Source organism: Pararhizobium sp. LjRoot238 (assembly GCF_964252955.1).
Lineage (GTDB): Bacteria > Pseudomonadota > Alphaproteobacteria > Rhizobiales > Rhizobiaceae > Pararhizobium.
In genome coordinates this window covers 1507459-1528455 of record NZ_CAXUPP020000001.1, presented here as the reverse complement: position 1 = coordinate 1528455, position 20997 = coordinate 1507459, and the positions used below count along the sequence as shown (strand labels likewise).

Below are 20997 nucleotides of genomic sequence, written 5' to 3'. Positions count from 1 at the left end.
GAGTGATCAGAGTTCTCGCAGGACGGGCGCAGCCTTCTGACCGAGCACCCGCCAGGTGCCAGCAAGCCCGAAACCGACCGTGACGACAAGGGCGACCACCATCGTCACTAGGGCGACATCCGGCAGGAAGGAGGAGGGCAAGGTCATGATCTGGCTCACCACGTACCAGGCCGCCACGCCGCCGGCAAACAGCGCGAAGACGGCCGTCGACAGGCCAAGCATCGCATATTCGTAGCAGAAGGCGCGGATCAGGGTCGAACGTGTCGCGCCGAGCGTCTTCAGGACGACGGCATCGTGGGTGCGGGCCCGGTTGCCGGCGGCAAGCGCGCCGGCCAGCACCAGGACCGAGGCAACGAGCGCGACGGCGGCGGCGGCACGGATCGCGGTCGCAAGCTGGCCTAGCAACTGATTGATGATGTCGAGCGCGTCCTTGACACGCACACTGGTGATCGTCGGATAGCTATTGGTCACAGCCTTCAGCGCCGCCGCCTCATCAGCGGCCGTGGCGTTGGGATCGATGACCGTGGCGAGCCAGGCATGCGGGGCACCGGCAAAGGTGTTCGGCGAAAACACCATGACGAAATTGATCGACAGGGATTCCCATTCGACCGTGCGGAAATTGGCGATCCGGGCGGTGATGTTACGGCCGAGCACGTTGACGGTGACGGTATCGCCGAGCTTCAGGCCGAGTTCGCCGGCTTCCTCCGCCGAAAAGGAGACGAGCGGCTCGCCGGAATAGTCCGGCGCCCACCAGCTCCCCTCCCTCAGAGACGAATTTTCCGGCCGGTTTTCAGCATAGGTGATGCCCCGGTCGCCGCGCAGAACCCACTGCCCGCCCGGCGGCACGTTCATCTTGGTCACATCTTCACCGTTGAACGCGAGGATACGGCCGCGCAGCATCGGCACTTCGACGATCTTGCCTTCGGGCAGGCTTTTCTGCAGCAGCGAGCGAAAACCATCGACATCGGTGCCCTGAATATCGACGAAGAAGAAGTTCGGCGCCCGCTCCGGCAGGTTGCCGGTGAGCTCGCGGCGCAGATTGCCGTCGATCAGCGCGAGCGTGACGAGAAGCGCAAGACCGAGGCCGAGCGACAGCACCACCGACGGTGTCAACGCGCCGGGGCGATGGATATTGCCGATGGCGAGCCGGAACGCCGGTGAGCTGACACGCGGCGCCCGGCGGGCAAGCATGGCGACGAGAACGGCGACGCCGCGCAGCACGATGAAGGCGAAGGCGATGGCGCCAAGGAAGGTGAGCGAAATCCTGCGGTCATAGGCCGTCAGGACGGCGAGGCCGGCAAGGGCTGCAAGGCAGAGCGCGGCAGCAAGCAGATAGGGCCAGGACGGCAGGCGCGAGCGTTCGAAGCTCTGCTCGCGGAAGAGCGCGGTCGCGGGCACTTCGCGGGCGTGGCCAAGCGGCAGGATGGCGAAAGCGAGCGCCGTCAGCAAACCAAACAGGGCGGCAAGACCAAGCGCTTCCGGATAGAGCTGGAACGCGGTGGACACCGGCAACATGTCAGCCAGGAATTGCGCGGCGACGAAGGGGATAAGTGCGCCGAGCACAAGGCCAATGACGATGCCGATCAGCGCGATCATCAGGATCTGGATGAGATAGATGGCGGTGACCATCGAGGCTGGAGCGCCGACGCATTTGAACGTCGCGATGACGCCGCGCTTGGAATCGAGATAGGAGCGCACCGCATTGGCGACGCCGACGCCGCCGACGATGAGCGCCGTCAGGCCGACGAGGGTCAGGAACTGCGAGAAGCGGGTGATGTTTGCCGTCAGCGCCGGCGCTGCGTTCTGGCTGGTGCGGATCGACCACCCGGCCTGCGGAAATTTCTCTTCTGCCTGCCGCCGCAGGGCGGGAACGCTGGAGGGATCGGCGACCTTCACCTTGTAGACATGTTCGACGAGACTTCCCGTCTGCACCAGCCCGGAGGCTGCAAGTGCGTCCGCAGACAAAAGCAGGCGCGGCGCAAAACCGAACCCGTCCGACAGGGCGTCCGGCTCGCGCACGATCAGGCCTGAAATGCGGATACGCGCCGTGCCGAGGAGGATTTCGTCGCCCGCCTTGATACCGAGCCGCTCCAGGAGCAACGGCGCCGCCAGCGCATCATAAACACCGCCATGATTGGCCAGCAGGCCGGCGATCGGCGCGGCCGGCTCGCTTTCGAGCTTGCCATAGAGCGGATAGGCGCCATCGACGGCCTTCAACTCGACCAGCGCCTGATTGGAACCATCGGGAAGCCGGGCCATGGACCGCAGGCCGGCGGACACTGCGACCGTGCCTATGTCGTCGATGAATGCCTTTTCCTCAGGCGTCGCGACGCGGTTGTTGAGTTCGAAGCGGATATCGCCGGCCAAAAGCTCGCGGCCCTGGCTGGCGATCGAGCTGGTGATCGACTGCGACAGCGAATTGACCCCGGCGATGGCGGCCGTGCCGAGCGCAACGCAGGCGAGAAAGATGTAGAAGCCCTTCAGGCCGCCGCGCATTTCCCGCAGCGCCAGGCGAAAGGCGAGCCCAAGACGAAAGCCTCTGGCAATGCCGGCCGTCATGCCGAGACGGCCTTCGACAGCGACGCGGCAACCGATGGGTCATGCCCGGAACCGGAGACGATCTCACCGGAACGGACCCGCACCTGACGCGAGCAGCGCTCGGCAAGCGATGCATCATGGGTGACGAGGACCAGCGTCATGTCGCGCTCGGCCTGCTTGGAGAAAATGAGATCGGCCACCTGGCGGCCGGTTTCGGCATCGAGATTGCCGGTGGGTTCATCGGCAATGAGGAGCTTCGGCGCCGGCGCCAGCGCCCGGGCGATCGCCACGCGCTGCTGCTCGCCGCCGGAAAGCTGGCCGGGATAATGCGACAGGCGCTCGCCGAGGCCGACGGAGGCGAGTTCTTGGCGGGCGATCTCGAAGGCGTTGCGGACATTGGCAAGCTCGAGCGGCACGGCGACATTTTCGAGCGCCGTCATATTCGGAATGAGATGGAAGGATTGGAAGACGATGCCGATGTTGCGGCCGCGGAACTCGGCCACCCGATCTTCGCTCAACCCATGCAACGGCGTGCCATCGATGGTGATTTCGCCGCTGTCGAGGCGCTCCAGACCGGCAAGAACCATCAGCAGCGTCGACTTGCCGGAACCCGAGGGCCCGACGATGCCGACCGATTCACCGGCGTCGATCGTCAGGTCCATGCCCTTCAGCACATGAACGGACGCGGCGGCCTGGCCGAGTGTCAGATCCGCATTTTTCAGTTCGATCATGGTTTTTGCCAAAGGAAACTGCCCTATATGTAGAATATGGAGATTGCCCGAGCGGCTGACGTTTACCGATTTAAGGGCGTATTGATGCGAATAAAAGGTTTCTGCACATTTTTGTTGGCGATCACGGCAATTGTGATCGCCTCGGTCCCTGCCCATTCCGCCACACTCAATCTCGTCGGCTTCGGCGACAGCCTGATGGCGGGCTACCAATTGCCGCCGGGAGACGCGTTTCCTGCCCGTTTGGAAAAGGCCCTGCGGGAAAAGGGCCATGACGTGACGATCGCCAATGCCGGCGTTTCCGGCGATACGACCTCGGGCGGACTGGCGCGGATCGACTGGTCGGTGCCGGACGGCACCAAGGGCGTGATCCTCGAACTCGGCGCCAACGATGCGCTGCGCGGGATTGCGCCGGAGGAAAGCCGCAAGAACCTTGTCGCCATGATCGAGAAGCTGAAATCGCGCGGCATCGCCGTTCTTCTCGTCGGCATGCTGGCGCCACCGAACATGGGCGGCGACTACGCCGGGCGGTTCAATCCGATCTATCCGGACCTTGCAAAGACCTATGGCACGGAACTCTATCCGTTTTTTCTTGACGGCGTGGTGGAGGATGCGAAGCTCAAGATCGAGGACGGCATGCATCCGAACGGCGATGGCATCGGCATCATGGTCGAGCGCTTTCTGCCGGTCGCCGAACGCTTCGTACAATCGCTTTCAACGGGAGGCTGAGGGAACCGGGAAAAAAATAAACTCTTGTTCAACGACTGTTAATCGCGTTGGATAAATATTGCAGGTGCGAAATTGTAGTTGCGTGCAGGTGTCAGGCGTGATTCGCTGACGATATCTGCTAGAGATTCGGGGAGCTCGTCATGCCGAGACTTTTCACCGCCCTCGAGATTCCGCGTAATGCCGCAATGAGCCTTTCATTGTTACGTGGTGGTCTTCCAGGTGCCCGTTGGATCGATGTGGAGAATTACCACATCACCCTCCGCTTCATAGGCGACGTCGACAACCGGACCGCAGACGAGATCGTCGATCGGCTGGACCGCGTCGAACGTCCGGAATTCCAGCTGCAACTGACCGGTACCGGCGCCTTCGGGTCGAAGAAACCGCACTCCGTCTGGGCCGGCGTCACCAACCCGCCGGAACTCTATGCCCTCCAGGCCGAAATCGAGCGCATCTGCCAGCGGCTTGGCCTGCCGGCCGATCCGCGCAAGTTCACGCCGCATGTGACGCTCGCCCGGCTGCGCGCGTCGCGGGTCGAAGATGTCGTCGGCTACCTCTCGGGGCGTGGTGGCTTCTTCACCAACCCCTTCGCCGTCTCGCGCTTCGTGCTTCTGTCGTCGCGCGATTCGATCGGCGGCGGCCCCTACATCACCGAGGAGGTCTTCCCGCTCTACGAGCCGCTGTCTTCCAGCCTGCCGATGAGCGAAGAACAGCCTTCGAAGAGCATGCTGTAGACGGCCTCGAAGCCTTCCGGACCTTCGTAATAGGGGTCGGGCACGTCACGCTCGACACCCAGCGTGTAGTCGAGAAACAGATGCAGCTTGCGCCGTGCTGCCGGCGGCGCCAGCGCACGCAAAGTGGCGAGATTGTTCCGATCCATCGCAAAGATCAGATCGAAGGCCTCGAAATCGCTGGCGTCGATCTTACGGCCGCGCTGGCCGGTAATATCGATCCCGTGACGCCCGGCGACGGCGATTGAGCGACGGTCCGGCAGATCACCGATATGCCAGCCGCCGGTTCCGGCGGAATCGACCTCGACCGGGTAGCCCCGCGACAGATGCCGAAAAATGCCTTCGGCCAGCGGCGAACGGCAGATATTGCCAAGACAGACGAAGAGAATTCTGACAGGTTTCATGCTATCCAGAAGGCTTGAGAAAGGTTGAACCTATCTAAGCCTGCCGCGTTGTGAAACGGCTATGTTCGCAACCATCGACAAAAGGGAACCGTCATGAAACAGGAAAAGCTCACCGCCGAGACCGTTGCCGAGAACCTGCACAAGATGGAGGGCTGGGTGCGGGCGGAGGACGGCTTGTCGATCTGGAAGACCTTCCGGTTCAAGAGTTTCGTCGAGGCATTCGGCTTCATGAGCGAATGCGCGCTGGCGGCGGAGAAGTTCGGCCATCACCCCGAATGGTTCAACGTCTACAACAAGGTGGACGTGACGCTGACCACGCATGATTCTGGCGGCCTGACCGAACTGGACTTCAAGCTCGCCGCGCGCATGGACCGCGCTGCGGCCGGGCGCATGCCCGACCATATGAAGGAGGCCCATTTGAAATAGCCGCCGCGCTCACCATATGCTTTTCCATGACAGACATTTCCCATGACGGACGGGGCGAAGAAGATGGATGACGTCAAGATCGGCGAGATTTTGCTGCCTGGCGAGGAGAGCGAACAGGAGGCAAGGGCCCGCAAGGTCGAGCGCCGCTTCTGGCCCACCCTGAAGCGCGCCATGCGGCAGGTGCCGTTCGGCCGCGACCTCGTTGCCGCCTATTATTGCGCCATGGACCCTGCGACGCCGATGCGCACGCGTGGCATCCTTCTCGGCGCGCTCGCCTATTTCGTCCTGCCGTTCGATTTCATCCCCGACGTTCTCGCCGTGGTCGGCTTTTCCGATGACATCGCCGTGCTGACAGCCGCCTTCGCCGCGATCGCCGGCCAGATCAAGGAACAGCACTACGTCAGGGCGGACGAAGCCTTGCAGGACAAACTGCCGGACTGAGCCGCCGTTGGCGCGGCAAGAACTGCTCTCTTGCCAAACATCCATTCCACTTTTGACGGCCTTCCCCGCCACGTTTTCTCAGTATCCCACGGCAGGTACAGCGCTTTTGCCAAAGGTCAAACTCTTGCCTGATTCTTTGTGACATAAACGAGCGTCGAGCACGCTTTGGCTGATGGGCAGCCGCTCAGCAAGCGAAGCGCGCAAGGCAGACGGAATTCGGCACGTCTCGCCGGAGCCGTTCCCTGGATTTTCGCAAAACCGTGAATCAAACAGGCTTGCGTCGTTCGGGCGCGCCGTCGCAAGCCTGGAAGCTTTCGCAAGCCTGAAACTCGAGCAGGATTTGCGTCGTAGTCTGTTCCGTATTAAAGCGGATGCGCCGTGAATTCAGAGAATGTTGACGGTTTGGTAACCTGAATTAAGTCAAAATAAAGCAAATCGTGACCATGCGTTGCCCGGCTGATGCTGATCGGGCTCTGGCAGCCAAGAAACCGGCAGGACAAGATGTTTGTAAGAAAGCTTAACCTCACACTCGCACTCGTGGCGGCGTTTGCCGGCGTGGCTTCGGCCCAGTCGCCGACCCGTATCCAGCAGTTCAATGCCTGGGGTGCCTATTCCTATCAGTCCGGTTCCAGCAAGGTCTGCTATGTCCTGTCCGTGCCGAAGGAAAAGACCCCGGCCAATGTCGATCATGGCGATATCTTCTTCCTCGTGTCGCAGCGCCCCGGCCAGAACATCAGTTACGAGCCGCAGGCCATGATGGGCTATCCGCTGCAGGAAAATTCCAAAGTAACCGTCACGATCGACGCCAAGGACTTCGTCATGTTCACCAAGGGCAATTCCGCCTGGGTCGAGAACGCCGCCGAAGAACCGGCGCTCGTCGCCGCGATGAAATCCGGCAAGGCGATGTCCGTTGCCGCCAAGTCGCGCAAGGGCACGCCGACGGCCTACTCCTACTCCCTCTCGGGCATTTCGGCCGCGCTGAAGCAGATCGAAGGCTGCAAGTAGGACCGGTTCGATCCTATCGTTGTTACAGAAGGCCGGTTCGTCCGGCCTTCTGCCGTTAAGGCATTCGCCTTTTTGCAGATCTGCCCTGACGCGCCGGATGGTGACGTCAACCAAAAACCGTGCTAAAGGCCCGCTCGATGATGGCTGCGCGGATCCTTGGCGATCCCAAGGCGCGGCAAACGAACTCTGATCTCAGCATTTACGCGACCGGCCGCAGGCGAAAGCGCTTGAACGGGCGTTGCGTATCTCGAAACGGGAATTGGCGAGAATGGCCGCGACTGAAGCACTCAATCTGGACCGCCCTTTAAAGGCACCGGTCCGTCCGGTCATGCCAGCCGAAATGCCGTCGCTGATCGGTCTTTCGCGCGAGCACATGGGCAAGGCTCTGGCCGAAATCGGCGTTCCGCAGAAGCAGGTGAAGATGCGGGTGAGCCAGCTCTGGCACTGGCTCTACGTGCGCGGCGTGTCCGATTTCGACCACATGACCAATGTGTCCAAGGACATGCGCGAAATGCTGAAGAAGCATTTCACCATCGCCCGCCCGGAAATCGTCGAGGAACAGATCTCGACCGACGGCACCCGCAAGTGGCTCTTGCGCTTCCCCCCGCGCGGCGCTGGGCGCCCGGTGGAAATCGAGACCGTCTATATTCCCGAGGAAGGCCGCGGCACGCTGTGCATTTCCAGCCAGGTCGGCTGCACGCTCACCTGTTCCTTCTGCCATACCGGCACACAGAAGCTGGTGCGCAACCTGACAGCGGAAGAAATCCTGGCGCAGCTTCTGCTCGCCCGCGACCGGCTGGGCGATTTCCCGGACCGCGATACGCCGGCCGGCGCCATCGTTCCGGCTGAAGGCCGCAAGGTTTCCAACGTCGTCATGATGGGCATGGGCGAGCCGCTCTACAATTTCGAGCACGTCAAGACAGCGCTCCTGATCGCAACCGACGGTGACGGGTTGTCGCTGTCGAAGCGCCGCGTGACGCTCTCGACCTCCGGCATCGTTCCGGAAATCCACCGCACCGGCGCCGAGCTCGGCGTCATGCTGGCGATCTCGCTGCATGCCGTGAAGGACGACCTGCGCGACATGCTGATGCCGATCAACAAGAAATATCCGCTGAAGGAACTGCTCGACGCCTGCCGCGCCTATCCCGGCCTGTCGAATGCGCGCCGCATCACCTTCGAATATGTGATGCTGGAAGGCGTCAACGACAGCCTGGAGGATGCCAAGGAACTGGTGCGCCTCCTGCGGGGCATTCCCGCCAAGATCAACCTCATCCCCTTCAATCCATGGCCCGGCACGAACTACCAGTGTTCCTCCTGGGAGCACATCGAGAAATTCGCCGATTTCATCAATGCGGCCGGGTACGCCTCGCCGATCCGCACCCCGCGCGGCCGCGACATCTTGGCCGCCTGCGGCCAGCTGAAGTCCGAATCGGAGCGCATGCGCAAGGTCGATCGCATGGCCTTCGAAGCCATGATGATCTCCAATCACGGCGAGGATTGATTGCTTGCTCTCGCAGTGACCGTCCGCACCGCAGCATGCTGCATGCCGGCGAAACGGTGCTCTACGTCTCCGGCGACGCTGCAGGTCGAGAACCTGATTGGCTGAAGGCCGGTTACCGCGTCTGCGTGAACAGGATCTTGACCGCGAAGACCGAAAACACGCCGGCAAACGTGTAGTCTATGCCGCGCATGACGCTTTTCTTGCGCTGCAGCCAGCCCGACAGCCAATCGGCTGTCAGGATCACCAGCACGTTGACCGGCATTGCCGCGACGATGAAGAAGAATCCGAGAAACAAGAGCTTCTGCGTCACGGCCGGATCGTTGGCGGTGACGAATTGCGGCAGAAAGGTCATGAAGAAGATGATGACCTTCGGGTTCAGCAGATTGACCCACAGCCCCGTCGAAATGTTCGCCATGGCGGACGCGCCGGTATCCTCCACCTTCTTCACCGACAGGCTCGAGCCGTAGCGGATCGCCTGCACCGCCAGCCAGAACAGATAGGCCGCACCGCCGGTCTTGAGGATCATGAAGGCTGTCGGCGAGGCGGTGATCAGCGCCGAAATGCCGAAGGCGACGAGAAGCGTGTGCACGACACAGCCGAGGCTCGTGCCGATCACGATGAAGAAGGCGGCCGCCTTGCCCTGCGACAGCGCCCGGCTGATCGACAGCGTCATGTCAGGACCCGGCGTCGCGGCCAGAAGCAGCGTCGCGGCGGTGAAGGCGAGAAGCGTCGGCAGGCTGGGCAGAAAATCCATGGAGCGAATTCCTCGAATGGCAACATGCGCAATCGCTGGAGCATGTATCGAAAACACCGCGATATCGCTAGTGCAAAAGTAGGCGCGGTGAATGTTCTAAAAGGGCAGGACCCGCTTTTGGACGCCCTATCGGAACGTTTTGGCATGTTCGAGAGTTCTTATATAAACAAAAGAGGAGAAGGGCTGACACAGGAGAGAAGCTGATGAGAAAACTCGCGATCATTTTAGTGTCGCTGATCACAGCCTTCACAAGCATTACACCGGCACAGGCATTCCCGCCCGTCAATATGGCCACCGCCGTCAAAAATCCGGATGTCGTCGACGTTCGTTACCGGCGCTATCATGACCGGCGTGACTATCGCTATGGGCACTACTATCGCCGCGGCTATTATCGCGGGCACCGGCACAACTATGGCGGCGCGATCATCGGTGGTCTTGCGGCCGGCATGATCTTCGGCAGCATGCTCGGCTACCCATACTATGGACCGAGTTACTATGGCCCGGGGGCTTACTATGGCCCGGGAGCTTACTATGGTCCTAGAGCCTATTATGGCCCTAGAGCTTACTATGGTCCCAGAGCGTATTACGGCCACAGAGCTTACTATGGCGGAAACGCACATGCTCGCTCGTGCTATGCCCGTTATCGCTCGTATCGCGCCTGGGACAACACCTACCAGCCATATTATGGTCCTCGCCGGCAGTGCTGGTAAGAGGGTGTGAAACAGAGCGATCAGATCAGCGCCCGCCACCATCATGGGCGGCGGGTCTCCATGTTTCGCGCCAGCCGGCTTCGGAAAGGCGCACAGTCAGCAATTCCGTTGGCCGAAAGGCTTGCGCGCCCCGGCAATCTCGCTAAAAGTGCCGCAGAATTTTTCCTAGGGGCACGATCCCGTGCCTTTCCGACAAGACGGACAGATTAACATGGCAAAGCAAGTGAAAAAGGTCGTCCTCGCCTATTCCGGCGGTCTCGACACCTCCATCATCCTCAAGTGGCTGCAGACCGAACTCGGCGCAGAAGTCGTGACCTTCACCGCCGACCTCGGCCAGGGCGAAGAACTCGAGCCGGCGCGCAAGAAGGCGGAGATGCTCGGCATCAAGGAAATCTACATCAAGGACGTCCGCGAGGAGTTCGTGAAGGATTTCGTTTTCCCGATGTTCCGCGCCAACGCCGTCTATGAAGGTGTCTACCTGCTCGGCACCTCGATCGCCCGGCCACTGATCTCCAAGCACCTGATCGACATTGCCCGCGAAACCGGCGCCGACGCCATCGCCCACGGGGCGACCGGCAAGGGCAACGACCAGGTCCGTTTCGAACTGTCGGCTTACGCGCTGAACCCCGACATCAAGATCATCGCTCCCTGGCGCGACTGGTCGTTCAAGAGCCGCACCGACCTGCTCGAATTTGCCGAAAAGCACCAGATCCCGGTTGCCAAGGACAAGAAGGGCGAGGCGCCGTTCTCCGTCGATGCCAACCTCCTGCACTCCTCCTCCGAGGGCAAGGTGCTGGAGGACCCGGCAGTCGAAGCGCCAAACTACGTCTACATGCGCACCATCTCGCCGGAAGAGGCTCCGGATGTGGCGACGACCGTCAAGATCGGCTTCCGCAAGGGTGATGCCGTTTCGATCGACGGCAAGGAAATGAGCCCGGCCTCGATCCTGACGGCGCTCAACGCGCTCGGCCGCGACAACGGCATCGGCCGTCTCGATCTCGTCGAAAACCGCTTCGTCGGCATGAAGTCACGCGGCGTCTACGAGACTCCCGGCGGCACCATCCTGCTCACCGCCCACCGCGCCATCGAATCGATCACGCTCGACCGCGGTGCCGCGCATCTCAAGGACGAGATCATGCCGCGTTACGCCGAGCTGATCTACTACGGCTTCTGGTTCTCGCCGGAGCGCGAAATGCTGCAGGCGCTGATCGACAAGAGCCAGGAGCATGTCGAAGGCGAAGTGACGCTGAAGCTCTACAAGGGCAACGTCATGGTCACCGGCCGCGAGAGCGCCAAGTCGCTCTATTCCGACAAGCTGGTCACCTTCGAAGACGACCAGGGCGCCTACGACCAGAAGGATGCCGCCGGCTTCATCAAGCTCAATGCGCTGCGCCTGCGCACGCTGGCGGCCCGCAACCGCGACAAGTAAGAAGCGGCAAACGTTTGGGATCGAAGCCCGCTTCCGGAAGGAGGCGGGCTTTTCCTTTGCTATTCCCCGGCGGCCGCTTCCGCCAAGACAGCCTGCCGCGCAACGTGCTGAAACAGATAATAGCCGATGATCGCCGTCAGGGTCATGACCGGGATGATGATCCCGAAGGCGAGGACCGGAACGCCGATCATCGCCGCCGCGAAGCCGCCCAGAAAGCCGCTGCCCATCTGGATGAACCCCATCATCGCCGAGGCGGAACCGGCGATGTGCGGAAAAGGTCGCAGCACCGTCGTCGTCATATGCGGCGTCAGGAAGGCGATGCCGAAACTCAGGAAGGCCACCGGCACCATGATCGACAGATAGCTTGGCTCGATCAGTTGCACGGAAAGCGCCGCGAGGGCGCCGGCAAGCCCAAGCGAGAGGAGGCCGGCACGAACCGACCCTTCCCCGCCGAGCCGCAGCGACACCAGCCGCAGGCAGACCGATCCGAGGAAAAAGGGAATCGTCTGCATGAGCATGCCGATCCCGAACGCCGTCGGCGTCATTCCAACGCGCTCGATCAGGATAAACGGCAACATCGTTGCCTGCGCATAGAGCGTTCCGATCGAACCGCCGAGAACCATGGTGCCAGCCAGGAACCGCCGATCGAGGATCAGCTCGGCATAGGCGGCAAGAAGCTTCGACGGCCGCGCGCGTGACCTGTCAGGTACACTGGTTTCGCGCATGAAGGCGGTCACGGCGCCAGCGACCAGCAAGCCGAAGCCGATGAGCAGGAAGAAGATCGCCTGCCAGCCGAAGGCGGCAAGTGCCAGCCCGCCGAGCGTCGGCGCGATGGCGGGGCCGATTGCCAGCATGATGCCGATCAGGTTCATGATGCGCGATGCTTCGACGCCGGTAAACTGGTCGCGGACGACGGCGCGGGCGACGGTGATGCCGACCGAAGCGCCGATACCCTGGATCAGCCGGCCGGCAAGCAGCCATTCGACGGAGGGTGCGAAGGCGCAGACGAGGCTGCCCAAGAGGTTGATGCCGACAAAGGCGAGCGTCGCCGTTTTACGGCCGAATGCATCCGACATCGGTCCGGCAATGAGCTGTGCGATGGAAAAGCCGCCGAAATACACCGACAAAGTGAGCTTGATCATCGATTCCGTGGTGCCGAAGGCCTGCACCAGTTCCGGCATGGCCGGCGTGTAGATCGACATGGAGATCGGCCCAAGGGTCGAAAGCAATGCGCCGAGCATGCTGGTGCGGCGTGCGCTCATCCGGAAGCTCATTCGGCGATACTCTTCTTGTCAGTGAACCCACAGCGATCCAACTGATGCAGGTTCTCGCGCAAGCCCTTGAGGCTCAGCCGCAAGGCCTCACGACCGTCGGCGTCCAGCCCAGCCGTCACCTGATCCATCAGCCCGCGCACTTCCTTGCGGATATTGAGGAGCAGCGGGTCCGCCGTGGCTGTCACGACGACGTTCTTGGCCCGCCGGTCGCAGGGATCGGGAACCCGCTCGACGAGCCCAAGTCCTTCAAGCCGATCGAGATAGGTGGAGAGTGTCATCGGTTCGATGCCCATCCGGATCGCGATATCCGCCTGCTTGATGCCTTCGGTCGCCGCGACCTGGATCAGCGCGCGGGCTTCGCCCGGCGTCAGGCCGAGGCCGGATGCACTGATGCGCCGGTCGAAGGCGCCGCGCAAAAGCCGCGACACATCGGTCAGCAACATGCCGATCGTATCGGTTTCCAGTCTGACGGGCATAAGAACTCGTGGCGCCGTTTATCGTAAGTTTTACTTAGCATCTTGCGACGAAGGCGACAAGTTTGGCCCAGGGGACGCATCTGAGCATGCGCAACAACAGGAATAGACAGATCACGGAAATATCACAGGCAGGCACGCCAGATGACAACAGCGTGCATCGCGAACGCGTGAATTGAACGTGTTCGCACGGCGGGTGCACAGTCCGTCTTGGGGCAACCACGCCCCGCGTTCACTGGGAGAGAGAAAATGTTGAAGACAATTCTTGCCGCCACGGTCCTTATTTCCGGCCTGTCGGCACCGGCCTTCGCTCAGGGCATGATGGCCTGCGACGAGGCATCGATCATGAAGACCGAGGAAATGGCCAAGGGCATGACCGATCCGACGAAGAAGGACGCAATGATGATGGCGATGAAGGAAGTCGACAGCGCCAAGATGGCCATGAAGGACGGCAAGACCGACGACTGCGCCAAGCATCTCGACAATGCCATGAAGGCGACGGAAGCGAAGTAATTCGAATTGCCCGGCGCGGCAGGGCCCTCAAAAGCCCTGCCGCCATCTTGACGGAATCGACAACGCAAGGTGGAATGGCTCTCCACACGCAAGGAGATTCCATGACGCAGGCCCTGCTCTTCGGCGCCTTTTTGGCGGCACTGTTCTACGTGCTCATTCCAGGTCCCGCCTTTCTTGCCCTGCTCGGCATCGGCGCCGGTCAGGGCCGCACGGCGGGCGCACTGTTCATGGGCGGCCATCTGGCGGGCGATCTTCTCTGGTCGGCGCTGGCGCTGGTGGCGATCGTCGGCGCCAAGACCGTCGGCAGCACGATCTTCGATATTCTCGGTCTGCTCTGCGGCTTCTATCTCGCCTGGATCGGCTGGACGGCGCTCCGGGCAAAGCCGCGCGGCGAAAACCGGCCTTTGCTCACCGTCGAGCGGCCTTATCGCCGCGGCCTGATTTTCGGCCTCACCAACCCCAAGGGATATCCAGTGGCGCTTGCCACGTTTACGGCCCTGCTTGCCAGCTCCTCGAATGCACTGGACTTCCGCGCCTTGCCGGTGCTGCTCGCCGTGTCCGTCCTCGGATTTCTCGTCGCCTACATTATCCTGATCGGCATCATCGGCGCGTCCGTCGTGCGGCGTTTCTATCGCAAACACGAACTTGCCATCGTCCGGCTTTCGGGCGTGCTGTTCATCGGCTTTGCCGTGCAGGCGATCTGGCATGCGACGCCGGGGCTACTGGGTGTACGCAAAGCTTGATACGGAGCCTGCACACGCCCACCTGACAATCTTGATATCTCCACAATCGCTGCCGACAAGATCAGGCCGCGTCCCGCCGTCCCTGGCGGGAAAAATCGAAATGCGAAAGGACTGCCCCTCATGACTTCGAGCCCCGCGCTGAACCCCGCCGTCACCGACTGGAATGGCCCGGATGGCCTGCCTCGCTTCGAGGCGGTCAGCGACGGCGATTTTGCGCCGGCGTTCGACGCAGCACTTGCCGAGCATGCGGCGGAGATCGACACGATTGCCGACAACCCGGAGGCGGCGACCTTCGACAACACCATCGTGGCGCTGGAGATCGCGGGCGATCGGCTGTCGCGTGTCTCCTCTCTGTTCTGGAACCGCGCCGGCGCCCATACCAACGACACGATCCAGGCGCTGGAGCGCGATATTGCGCCGAAGATGTCTCGCCACTATTCGAAGATCGGCATGAATGCCGCGCTTTTTGCCCGCATCGACGCCCTGTGGGAAGGCCGCGACAAGCTGGGGCTCGACCTGGAGGCGACGCGCGTGCTTGAGCGACACTGGAAGGGTTTTGTCAAATCCGGTGCGAAACTGCCGAAGGTCGAGCAGGAGCGGCTGGCGGCGATCAACGAGACGCTGGCAAGCCTCGGTGCGAAGTTCGGGCAGAACGTGCTGGCAGACGAGAAGAGCTGGGCGCTTGTTCTCGACAACGAAGGCGATCTCGCAGGCCTACCGCAATTCCTCAGAGACTCCATGGCGTCCGCGGCGAGCGATCGTAGCGAGGACGGCAAATATGCCGTGACCCTGTCGCGCTCGATCATCGAGCCGTTCCTGACCTTTTCTGAAAAACGCGATCTGCGCGAACAGGCCTTCAAGGCCTGGGTGGCGCGCGGCGCCAATGGCGGCGAGACCGACAATCGCGATATCATCCGCGAAACGCTGGCATTGCGCGCCGAAAAGGCGAAGCTGCTCGGCTACGAAAACTATGCGGCACTGAAGCTAGACAACACCATGGCCAAGACGCCGGAGGCCGTGAACGGACTTCTGACCCAGGTCTGGGAAAAGGCGGTTGCGCGGGCGCGGGAGGAGGAGGCCGATCTGGCGGAGCTGATCGCGGCGGAAGGCCGCAACCACCCGGTCATGCCCTGGGACTGGCGCCACTATGCCGAAAAGCTGCGCGCGCAGAAGTTCAATTTCTCAGAAAGCGAGCTGAAGCCCTATCTGCAGCTCGAAAAGATCATCGACGCCTGCTTCGATGTTGCGCAGCGGCTGTTCGGCATCACGGCAACGGAGAAGAAGGGCGTCAGGGGATATCATCCGGATGTCCGCGTCTTCGACATCCGTGACGCGGACGGTAAGCTCGTCGCGCTGTTCCTCGGTGACTATTTCGCCCGCGCCTCGAAGCGCTCCGGCGCCTGGATGAGTTCCTTCCAGTCGCAGCACCGGCTGCCGCTGAAGAACGGCGCTATCGGCGAACTGCCGATCATCTACAATGTCTGCAATTTCGCCAAGCCGGCCGACGGCAAGTCCGCACTGCTCTCGCTCGATGACGCCCGCACGCTGTTTCACGAATTCGGCCACGCCCTGCACGGCATGCTGTCGGATGTGACCTACCCCTCGGTTTCCGGCACCAGCGTCTCGCGCGACTTCGTCGAGCTGCCCTCGCAGCTTTACGAGCACTGGCTGACCGTGCCGGCGATCCTGAAGAAATATGCCGTGCACGAGGCAACCGGTGAGCCGATGCCGCAGCAATTGCTCGACAAGGTCCTCGCCGCCCGCACCTTCAATTCAGGCTTCGCCACCGTCGAGTTCACCTCCTCGGCGCTGGTGGATATGGCGTTTCATACGCAGGGCACCGTCGCGGATCCGATGGCGGTGCAGGCCGAGGTTCTGAAAAAGATCGGCATGCCGGCCTCGATCGTCATGCGGCATGCGACGCCGCACTTCCAGCACGTCTTTTCCGGCGACGGCTACTCGGCCGGCTACTATTCCTACATGTGGTCGGAAGTGCTCGACGCCGACGCCTTCGCCGCCTTCGAGGAAACGGGTGATGCCTTCGATCGAGAAACGGCGAAAAAGCTCAAGGACAACATCTATTCCGTTGGAGGCTCGATCGATCCGGAAGACGCCTACAAGGCCTTCCGCGGCAAACTGCCGAGCCCGGAGGCGATGCTGAGGAAGAAGGGGCTGGCGATGATGGAAGAACTGGCCGGCTCCGACGCCTGAGGCCCGGGCTACTCGTCCCTGAGCCTATCAGCGATACCGACAAGATCCTCGAGCAGCCGCACGGGGATATCCATCCTGTCATGAAGGATGGCCATGACGCCGATCATACCGCTGCGGAGTTCGCGGAAGAACAGGTAATGCCGCTCGTATCTCGTGAAAAAGGCCTGAGCCTTCAGACCGGCTGGAACCGCAAGATCGCCCGGTAATTTGCGCCAGAGAGCTTTGGTCTCCGACAGCTTTTGCAGATGTGCGTGCAGGCCGGAAATGTCGGCGACCGCTTGCGCTTCGCCCCATTGGTCAACCGTATCCCTCCAGATGCGGTCCTGCGCGGCATCGGCCGGCGGATAGAACAGGTATCCGCTCATCCTATCGGCTGGTATTGCGGCGAATGACGTCTTCGGCGGAGACGGCGACATAGTCGCTCTCGTCAGCCCTCAAAGCAGGCTCCAGCTTCTTTTGAAGCCACGCCCAGGCTTCTGTCCGGTTTTGCAGGTCACGGCGGATCAACGCACGAATATATTCGCTGGCGTTTTCGTAAAGGCCATCTTGGCCAATCTGTTGTTGAATGTGGGCCTGCAATGGGCCGGTCACGCGGACATGAATGCTTTCAGACGCCATGATGGTCTCCTAGTGAGCCTTCATAGTGGGCATCGTAGCATATATTGTCAATAAATTGCACGACGAAGACGGAGAGTCACGAAACTGTCGCCAAACCGTTGGAATAGATTCATCCAACTGTAAACCAGCTGACATGCACTTCGCCAAAGGTCCGCCTCGGGATTCCCAAGATTCCCCGAGACGGTACCGGAGGCAGATTTGGCCACTACCCACGATACACTGACCCGCCGCTCCTTCCTGCTTTCCGCGGGTGCCGCAGGCTTTGCGGCCACGTCGGTTCTTGCTACGCCCTTCTACGCGCGAAACTTCGGCAGGCCTTCCTTCACCCATGGCGTCCAGTCCGGCGATGTCGATACCAAGTCCGGCATGGTCTGGACGCGGGCCGACCGCCCGTCGCGCATCGCGGTCGAATATTCGATGACCGAAAGCTTTTCGTCGCCGGTTCGGCTACCACCGATCGACGCATTGCCCGGCAGCGATTTCACGGTCAAATGCGCGCTTGACAATCTGCTGGCCGATCAGGACATCTTCTACCGTTTCACCGCGACCGACCTTTACGACAGCAACAGCGTCTCCGAGCCGATCGTCGGCCGCTTCCGCACCGCACCGCTTCACAGGCGCTCCGTCCGCTTCGTCTGGTCCGGTGACACGGCGGGACAGGGCTGGGGCATCGACGATGTCGGCATGAAGACCTATTCGACGATGAAGCTGCACGAACCGGACTTCTTCATCCATTCCGGCGACACGATCTATGCCGACAACCCGATCCCCGACGAGATACCGCTCAGGGACGGGACGGTCTGGAAGAACCGCATCGTCACGCCCGAGAAGCGAGAGGTCGCCCGCACGCTGGACGAATATCGCGGCCAGTGGAAATACAATCTTCTCGACGAGCATGTCCGCGCCATGAACGCCGTTTGTCCGACCTTCTATCAATGGGACGACCACGAGGTGCTGAACAACTGGTCGGCATCGACCGACCTTCGCGACGATCCGCGCTATCCGGAAAAAGATGTTTCGGTCTATGCGGCGCGCGCCATGCGGGCGTTTCAGGAGATGACGCCAATCCGCGCCATTCCGGCCCAGCCCGGTCGCATTTTCCGCAAGATCCCCTATGGCCGGCTGCTCGATGTCTTCTTCGTCGACCTGCGCTCCTATCGCAGCGCCAACCAGGGCGATGCGAATGCCGATCTGTTCGGCTGGCGGCAGGCCGATTGGCTGAAGCGGGAACTGGCCGCCTCCAAGGCCACCTGGAAGGTGATTGCCTGCGACATGCCGCTCGGTCTCGTGGTCTGGGACGACTTTGGCCACAAGCGCGGCTCCGACGCGATCGCCAATGGCGAAAACGGCCAGCCCGGCGGGCGCGAGCGGGAATTCGCCGATGTCCTACGCTTCATCCGCGACAATGCCATTCAGAACATCGTCTGGCTGACCGCCGACGTGCACTATACCGCAGCCCACCACTACGACCCCGCCCGCGGCGCCTTCAAGGATTTCCTGCCGTTCTGGGAGTTTGTATCCGGCCCGCTGCATTCAGGTACCTACGGCCCGAAGGAACTGGACATGACGTTCGGCCCCGACGTGCGCTTCATCAAGGCTTCGGGCGGTGGCATTGACCAGAACCTGCCGCCCTCCACCGGGCTGCAATTTTTCGGCCTTGTCGATATCAACGGCCAGACCGAGCAGATGACGGTTCGGCTGATGGACCGGGACGATCGGGAGCTCTGGCAGATCACGCTCGATCCCGCCGGAAATTCGGTATGAGACAGCCAACGAGATCACCGTCTTGCAAGACTTTGCAGCCTGCCCCCTTTCGCAAATGCAAAAAAACCTGTATGAGCCGCGCAATTGAAGATGCGGCGTGCCTAAGATACGCCCCGAAACCTCCGAGTATTCACACATGAAAATGCGCAACATCGCGATCATCGCACACGTTGACCATGGGAAAACCACGCTTGTCGACGAACTTCTGAAGCAGTCGGGTTCTTTCCGCGACAACCAGCGCACGACCGAGCGCATGATGGATTCGAACGATCTCGAAAAAGAGCGCGGCATCACCATTCTGGCGAAGGCCACCTCGATCGAGTGGAAGGGCACCCGCATCAACATCGTCGACACGCCCGGCCACGCCGACTTCGGTGGTGAAGTCGAGCGTATCCTTTCGATGGTCGATGGCGCAATCGTTCTGGTTGACTCTTCAGAAGGCCCGATGCCGCAAACCAAGTTCGTGGTCTCGAAGGCCCTGAAAGTGGGCCTTCGCCCGATCGTCGCGATCAACAAGATCGACCGTCCCGACGGCCGCCATGAGGAAGTCATCAACGAAGTCTTCGACCTCTTCGCGAACCTTGACGCGACCGACGAGCAGCTCGATTTCCCGATCCTCTACGGTTCGGGCCGCAACGGCTGGATGAACCTCAATCCGGAAGGTCCGAAGGAAGAGGGCCTCGCGCCGCTTCTCGACCTCGTTCTCAAGCACGTTCCAGAGCCGAGCGTCGGCGACGAAGACGGCGCGTTCCGCATGATCGGTACGATTCTGGAAGCCAACCCCTTCCTCGGCCGCATCATCACCGGCCGCATCCATTCCGGTTCGATCAAGCCGAACCAGGCCGTCAAGGTTCTCGGCCAGGACGGCAAGCTCATCGAGAACGGCCGCATCTCCAAGATCCTCGCTTTCCGCGGCATCGAGCGTACGCCGATCGACGAAGCGCATGCGGGCGACATCGTCGCGATCGCCGGCCTGTCCAAGGGCACGGTCGCCGACACGTTCTGCGATCCCTCGGTCACCGAGGCGCTGCATGCCCAGCCGATCGACCCGCCGACCGTCACCATGTCCTTCATCGTCAACGATAGCCCGCTTGCCGGCACCGAAGGCGACAAGGTTACCTCGCGTGTCATTCGTGACCGCCTGTTCAAGGAAGCCGAAGGCAACGTAGCGCTGAAGATTGAAGAAGCCGAAGGCAAGGATTCGTTCTACGTCTCCGGCCGTGGCGAATTGCAGCTGGCCGTTTTGATCGAAACCATGCGCCGCGAAGGCTTCGAGCTTGCCGTATCGCGTCCGCGCGTCGTCATGCACAAGGATGAAGCAACCGGCCAGATGCTGGAACCGGTCGAAGAAGTCGTCATCGACGTCGATGAGGAATATTCCGGCGTCGTCGTCCAGAAGATGTCCGAGCGCAAGGCTGAAATGGCCGAGCTGCGTCCGTCCGGCGGCAACCGCGTTCGCTTGAAGTTCTTCGCACCGACCCGCGGCCTGATCGGCTACCAGTCGGAACTGATGACCGACACGCGCGGCACGGCAATCATGAACCGCCTGTTTCACGAATATCAGCCCTACAAGGGCGATATCGGCGGTCGCGTTCAGGGCGTGCTGCTCTCCAACGATGCCGGCGAATCCGTCGCTTATGCCATGTTCAACCTGGAAGACCGCGGCCCGATGATCATCGACGTCGGCGAGAAGGTCTATGCCGGCATGATCATCGGCATCCACACGCGCGACAACGACCTGGAAGTCAACGTGCTGAAGGGCAAGAAGCTCACCAACATGCGCGCCTCCGGCAAGGACGAAGCCGTCAAGCTGACGCCGCCGATCCGCATGACGCTCGACCGCGCGCTCTCCTGGATCCAGGACGACGAACTGGTCGAAGTGACGCCGAAGAACATCCGCCTGCGCAAGATGTATCTCGATAGCAACGACCGCAAGCGTTTCGAAAAGTCGCGCGGCGCTGCATAAGCGGCAGCTTCACGCTGAACAGGAAAGTGGGCGCTGCGATGG

The 20997-nt window shown here is 61.5% G+C and carries 22 protein-coding genes; 14 read left to right on the top strand and 8 right to left on the bottom strand.

The features are described from left to right. Positions 1-6: 6 nt before the first annotated feature. Together ACSQ3F_RS07525 and ACSQ3F_RS07520 are read right to left on the bottom strand one after the other, a co-directional pair. On the bottom strand, positions 7-2559 hold the full coding sequence (locus ACSQ3F_RS07525) for an ABC transporter permease (protein WP_436099649.1): 2553 nt from the start codon (positions 2557-2559) through the stop codon (positions 7-9). After that, positions 2556-3281, bottom strand: a complete 726-nt coding sequence (locus ACSQ3F_RS07520) for an ABC transporter ATP-binding protein (protein ID WP_436099648.1) — start codon at positions 3279-3281, stop codon at positions 2556-2558. Before ACSQ3F_RS07520 ends, ACSQ3F_RS07525 begins: the two co-directional genes overlap by 4 nt. Before the next feature lie 72 nt (positions 3282-3353). Between ACSQ3F_RS07520 and ACSQ3F_RS07515 the strand changes: the two genes are divergently transcribed. Further along, entirely contained in the window at positions 3354-3995 is a 642-nt protein-coding gene (locus ACSQ3F_RS07515) for an arylesterase (RefSeq protein WP_436099647.1), read from the top strand. Positions 3996-4135: 140 nt separating this feature from the next. Further along, entirely contained in the window at positions 4136-4726 is a 591-nt protein-coding gene (gene thpR, locus ACSQ3F_RS07510; RefSeq protein ID WP_436099646.1) for an RNA 2',3'-cyclic phosphodiesterase, read from the top strand. Here thpR and ACSQ3F_RS07505 read toward each other — a convergent pair. Further along, positions 4663-5127 carry a low molecular weight protein-tyrosine-phosphatase gene (locus ACSQ3F_RS07505; RefSeq protein ID WP_436099645.1) on the bottom strand — a complete coding sequence of 155 codons (465 nt, stop codon included), beginning with the start codon at positions 5125-5127 and terminating at the stop codon, positions 4663-4665. The two genes, thpR and ACSQ3F_RS07505, sit on opposite strands and share 64 nt — an antisense overlap. Before the next feature lie 93 nt (positions 5128-5220). Between ACSQ3F_RS07505 and ACSQ3F_RS07500 the strand changes: the two genes are divergently transcribed. The 5 genes from ACSQ3F_RS07500 to rlmN all read left to right on the top strand — a co-directional run bounded on the left by ACSQ3F_RS07500 (position 5221) and on the right by rlmN (position 8500). Further along, positions 5221-5553, top strand: coding sequence for a 4a-hydroxytetrahydrobiopterin dehydratase (locus ACSQ3F_RS07500; RefSeq protein WP_436099644.1), 333 nt, complete (start codon positions 5221-5223; stop codon positions 5551-5553). A 63-nt stretch (positions 5554-5616) separates the two neighbouring features. Continuing rightward, positions 5617-5994 carry a YkvA family protein gene (locus ACSQ3F_RS07495; protein WP_436102072.1) on the top strand — a complete coding sequence of 126 codons (378 nt, stop codon included), beginning with the start codon at positions 5617-5619 and terminating at the stop codon, positions 5992-5994. Positions 5995-6166: 172 nt separating this feature from the next. After that, a complete protein-coding gene (locus tag ACSQ3F_RS07490) occupies positions 6167-6376 on the top strand; it encodes a hypothetical protein (protein ID WP_436099643.1) in 210 nt (69 codons plus the stop codon). A 119-nt stretch (positions 6377-6495) separates the two neighbouring features. After that, positions 6496-6999 (top strand): invasion associated locus B family protein, encoded by a 504-nt coding sequence (locus ACSQ3F_RS07485; RefSeq protein WP_436099642.1) that lies wholly within the window; start codon positions 6496-6498, stop codon positions 6997-6999. Between the two features lie 328 nt (positions 7000-7327). After that, complete coding sequence (gene rlmN, locus ACSQ3F_RS07480) at positions 7328-8500, top strand: 23S rRNA (adenine(2503)-C(2))-methyltransferase RlmN (protein ID WP_436102071.1); 1173 nt, start codon at positions 7328-7330, stop codon at positions 8498-8500. 112 nt (positions 8501-8612) lie between these two features. Here the strand turns inward: rlmN and ACSQ3F_RS07475 are convergent, their stop codons facing one another. After that, positions 8613-9254 carry a LysE family translocator gene (locus tag ACSQ3F_RS07475; RefSeq protein WP_436099641.1) on the bottom strand — a complete coding sequence of 214 codons (642 nt, stop codon included), beginning with the start codon at positions 9252-9254 and terminating at the stop codon, positions 8613-8615. Positions 9255-9457: 203 nt separating this feature from the next. Between ACSQ3F_RS07475 and ACSQ3F_RS07470 the strand changes: the two genes are divergently transcribed. After that, the gene (locus ACSQ3F_RS07470; RefSeq protein WP_436099640.1) at positions 9458-9964 is read left to right on the top strand and encodes a BA14K family protein; all 507 of its coding nucleotides are present in this window, start codon (positions 9458-9460) and stop codon (positions 9962-9964) included. A 211-nt stretch (positions 9965-10175) separates the two neighbouring features. Continuing rightward, positions 10176-11393 (top strand): argininosuccinate synthase, encoded by a 1218-nt coding sequence (locus tag ACSQ3F_RS07465; RefSeq protein ID WP_436099639.1) that lies wholly within the window; start codon positions 10176-10178, stop codon positions 11391-11393. Positions 11394-11452: 59 nt separating this feature from the next. Here ACSQ3F_RS07465 and ACSQ3F_RS07460 read toward each other — a convergent pair whose 3' ends face one another. Both ACSQ3F_RS07460 and ACSQ3F_RS07455 read right to left on the bottom strand, forming a co-directional pair. Then, the gene (locus ACSQ3F_RS07460) at positions 11453-12655 is read right to left on the bottom strand and encodes a multidrug effflux MFS transporter (RefSeq protein ID WP_436099638.1); all 1203 of its coding nucleotides are present in this window, start codon (positions 12653-12655) and stop codon (positions 11453-11455) included. Between the two features lie 8 nt (positions 12656-12663). Next, positions 12664-13143, bottom strand: a complete 480-nt coding sequence (locus ACSQ3F_RS07455; protein ID WP_436099637.1) for a MarR family winged helix-turn-helix transcriptional regulator — start codon at positions 13141-13143, stop codon at positions 12664-12666. Between the two features lie 246 nt (positions 13144-13389). Here ACSQ3F_RS07455 and ACSQ3F_RS07450 point away from each other — a divergent pair, with 246 nt between their 5' ends. The 3 genes from ACSQ3F_RS07450 to ACSQ3F_RS07440 all read left to right on the top strand — a co-directional run bounded on the left by ACSQ3F_RS07450 (position 13390) and on the right by ACSQ3F_RS07440 (position 16607). Further along, positions 13390-13653: a hypothetical protein gene (locus ACSQ3F_RS07450; RefSeq protein WP_436099636.1), complete on the top strand. Its 264-nt coding sequence runs from the start codon at positions 13390-13392 to the stop codon at positions 13651-13653. A gap of 101 nt (positions 13654-13754) precedes the next feature. Beyond that, the gene (locus ACSQ3F_RS07445) at positions 13755-14396 is read left to right on the top strand and encodes a LysE family translocator (protein ID WP_436099635.1); all 642 of its coding nucleotides are present in this window, start codon (positions 13755-13757) and stop codon (positions 14394-14396) included. Between the two features lie 120 nt (positions 14397-14516). Beyond that, a complete protein-coding gene (locus tag ACSQ3F_RS07440) occupies positions 14517-16607 on the top strand; it encodes a M3 family metallopeptidase (RefSeq protein ID WP_436099634.1) in 2091 nt (696 codons plus the stop codon). Between the two features lie 8 nt (positions 16608-16615). On the opposite strand, the gene ACSQ3F_RS07435 is transcribed toward ACSQ3F_RS07440, so the two are convergent. After that, a complete protein-coding gene (locus tag ACSQ3F_RS07435) occupies positions 16616-16972 on the bottom strand; it encodes a type II toxin-antitoxin system RelE/ParE family toxin (protein ID WP_436099633.1) in 357 nt (118 codons plus the stop codon). Between the two features lies 1 nt (position 16973). Then, positions 16974-17225 carry a ribbon-helix-helix domain-containing protein gene (locus ACSQ3F_RS07430; RefSeq protein WP_436099632.1) on the bottom strand — a complete coding sequence of 84 codons (252 nt, stop codon included), beginning with the start codon at positions 17223-17225 and terminating at the stop codon, positions 16974-16976. Between the two features lie 198 nt (positions 17226-17423). Here ACSQ3F_RS07430 and ACSQ3F_RS07425 point away from each other — a divergent pair, with 198 nt between their 5' ends. After that, positions 17424-18989: an alkaline phosphatase D family protein gene (locus ACSQ3F_RS07425; protein WP_436099631.1), complete on the top strand. Its 1566-nt coding sequence runs from the start codon at positions 17424-17426 to the stop codon at positions 18987-18989. Positions 18990-19125: 136 nt separating this feature from the next. Next, complete coding sequence (typA, locus tag ACSQ3F_RS07420; protein ID WP_436099630.1) at positions 19126-20955, top strand: translational GTPase TypA; 1830 nt, start codon at positions 19126-19128, stop codon at positions 20953-20955. Positions 20956-20997 lie beyond the last annotated feature (42 nt).

Excerpts from the sequence above, each read along its gene's own strand:
- ACSQ3F_RS07435 (WP_436099633.1), bottom strand. The coding sequence starts at position 16,972 with ATGAGCGGATACCTGTTCTATCCGCCGGCCGATGCCGCGCAGGACCGC.
- thpR (WP_436099646.1), top strand. The coding sequence starts at position 4,136 with ATGCCGAGACTTTTCACCGCCCTCGAGATTCCGCGTAATGCCGCAATG.
- ACSQ3F_RS07470 (WP_436099640.1), top strand. The coding sequence starts at position 9,458 with ATGAGAAAACTCGCGATCATTTTAGTGTCGCTGATCACAGCCTTCACA.
- ACSQ3F_RS07505 (WP_436099645.1), bottom strand. The coding sequence starts at position 5,127 with ATGAAACCTGTCAGAATTCTCTTCGTCTGTCTTGGCAATATCTGCCGT.
- ACSQ3F_RS07495 (WP_436102072.1), top strand. The coding sequence starts at position 5,617 with ATGGATGACGTCAAGATCGGCGAGATTTTGCTGCCTGGCGAGGAGAGC.
- ACSQ3F_RS07485 (WP_436099642.1), top strand. The coding sequence starts at position 6,496 with ATGTTTGTAAGAAAGCTTAACCTCACACTCGCACTCGTGGCGGCGTTT.
- ACSQ3F_RS07455 (WP_436099637.1), bottom strand. The coding sequence starts at position 13,143 with ATGCCCGTCAGACTGGAAACCGATACGATCGGCATGTTGCTGACCGAT.
- ACSQ3F_RS07460 (WP_436099638.1), bottom strand. The coding sequence starts at position 12,655 with ATGAGCGCACGCCGCACCAGCATGCTCGGCGCATTGCTTTCGACCCTT.
- ACSQ3F_RS07430 (WP_436099632.1), bottom strand. The coding sequence starts at position 17,225 with ATGGCGTCTGAAAGCATTCATGTCCGCGTGACCGGCCCATTGCAGGCC.
- ACSQ3F_RS07500 (WP_436099644.1), top strand. The coding sequence starts at position 5,221 with ATGAAACAGGAAAAGCTCACCGCCGAGACCGTTGCCGAGAACCTGCAC.
- ACSQ3F_RS07525 (WP_436099649.1), bottom strand. The coding sequence starts at position 2,559 with ATGACGGCCGGCATTGCCAGAGGCTTTCGTCTTGGGCTCGCCTTTCGC.
- ACSQ3F_RS07465 (WP_436099639.1), top strand. The coding sequence starts at position 10,176 with ATGGCAAAGCAAGTGAAAAAGGTCGTCCTCGCCTATTCCGGCGGTCTC.
- ACSQ3F_RS07490 (WP_436099643.1), top strand. The coding sequence starts at position 6,167 with ATGGGCAGCCGCTCAGCAAGCGAAGCGCGCAAGGCAGACGGAATTCGG.
- typA (WP_436099630.1), top strand. The coding sequence starts at position 19,126 with ATGAAAATGCGCAACATCGCGATCATCGCACACGTTGACCATGGGAAA.
- rlmN (WP_436102071.1), top strand. The coding sequence starts at position 7,328 with ATGCCAGCCGAAATGCCGTCGCTGATCGGTCTTTCGCGCGAGCACATG.
- ACSQ3F_RS07440 (WP_436099634.1), top strand. The coding sequence starts at position 14,517 with ATGACTTCGAGCCCCGCGCTGAACCCCGCCGTCACCGACTGGAATGGC.
- ACSQ3F_RS07475 (WP_436099641.1), bottom strand. The coding sequence starts at position 9,254 with ATGGATTTTCTGCCCAGCCTGCCGACGCTTCTCGCCTTCACCGCCGCG.
- ACSQ3F_RS07445 (WP_436099635.1), top strand. The coding sequence starts at position 13,755 with ATGACGCAGGCCCTGCTCTTCGGCGCCTTTTTGGCGGCACTGTTCTAC.
- ACSQ3F_RS07515 (WP_436099647.1), top strand. The coding sequence starts at position 3,354 with ATGCGAATAAAAGGTTTCTGCACATTTTTGTTGGCGATCACGGCAATT.
- ACSQ3F_RS07450 (WP_436099636.1), top strand. The coding sequence starts at position 13,390 with ATGTTGAAGACAATTCTTGCCGCCACGGTCCTTATTTCCGGCCTGTCG.